Origin of the sequence: Streptomyces sp. NPDC002935 (assembly GCF_040611295.1) — a bacterium.
GTDB lineage: Bacteria > Actinomycetota > Actinomycetes > Streptomycetales > Streptomycetaceae > Streptomyces.
Genome location: NZ_JBEXNW010000009.1, coordinates 117,833 through 118,853 on the forward strand (window position 1 = coordinate 117,833; position 1,021 = coordinate 118,853).

Sequence of the window (1,021 nt, forward strand, 5' to 3'; positions counted from 1 at the left end):
AAGATGTCGGCGATCTTTCCCCAGGTGATCGCGGCCGAGCGGGTGGCACCGATCCGCTCGAATGCCGGCAGGGTGACCTCGCGGTGGATCCGCAACGCCTCGTCGACCTCGCCCCGCTGCTCGAAGGTGTCGGCGATCTTTCCCCAGGTGATCGCGGCCGAGCGGGTGTCACCGATCCGCTCGTACACCGGCAGTTCGACCTCGCGGCGGATCCGCAACGCCTCGTCGGCCTCGCCCCGCCGCTCGAAGATGTCGGCGATCTTTCCCCAGGTGACCGCGACCTCGCGGGTGACACCGATCCGCTCGTACACCGGCAGGGTGACCTCGCGGTGGATCCGCAACGCCTCGTCGGCCTCGCCCCGCCGCTCGAAGATGTCGGCGATCTTTCCCCAGGTGACCGCGACCTCGCGGGTGGCACCGATCCGCTCGTACACCGGCAGGGTGACCTCGCGGTGGATCCGCAACGCCTCGTCGACCTCGCCCCGCTGCTCGAAGATGTCGGCGATCTTTCCCCAGGTGACCGCGACCTCGCGGGTGTCACCGATCCGCTCGAACGCCGGCAGGGCGACCTCGCGGCGGATCCGCAACGCCTCGTCGGCCTCGCCCCGCCGCTCGAAGATGTCGGCGATCTGTGCCCAGGTGACCGCGACCTCGCGGGTGGCACCGATCCGCTCGTACACCGGCAGGGTGACCTCGCGGCGGATCCGCAACGCCTCGTCGACCTCGCCCCGCCGCTCGAAGATGTCGGCGATCTTTCCCCAGGTGACCGCGGCCGAGCGGGTGTCACCGATCCGCTCGTACACCGGCAGGGTGACCTCGCGGCGGATCCGCAACGCCTCGTCGACCTCGCCCTGCCGCTCGAAGGTGTCGGCGATCTTTCCCCAGGTGACCGCGGCCGAGCGGGTGTCACCGATCCGCTCGAACGCCGGCAGGGTGACCTCGCGGCGGATCCGCAACGCCTCGTCGACCTCGCCCTGCCGCTCGAAGGTGTCGGCGATCTTTCCCCAGGTGACCGCGGCCG

At 70.4% G+C, this 1,021-nt stretch carries 1 pseudogene; it reads right to left on the reverse strand.

The annotated features are described in order from the left end of the window. Positions 1-1,021 (reverse strand): annotated as a pseudogene (locus ABZX90_RS14555) (hypothetical protein); the annotation flags it as partial.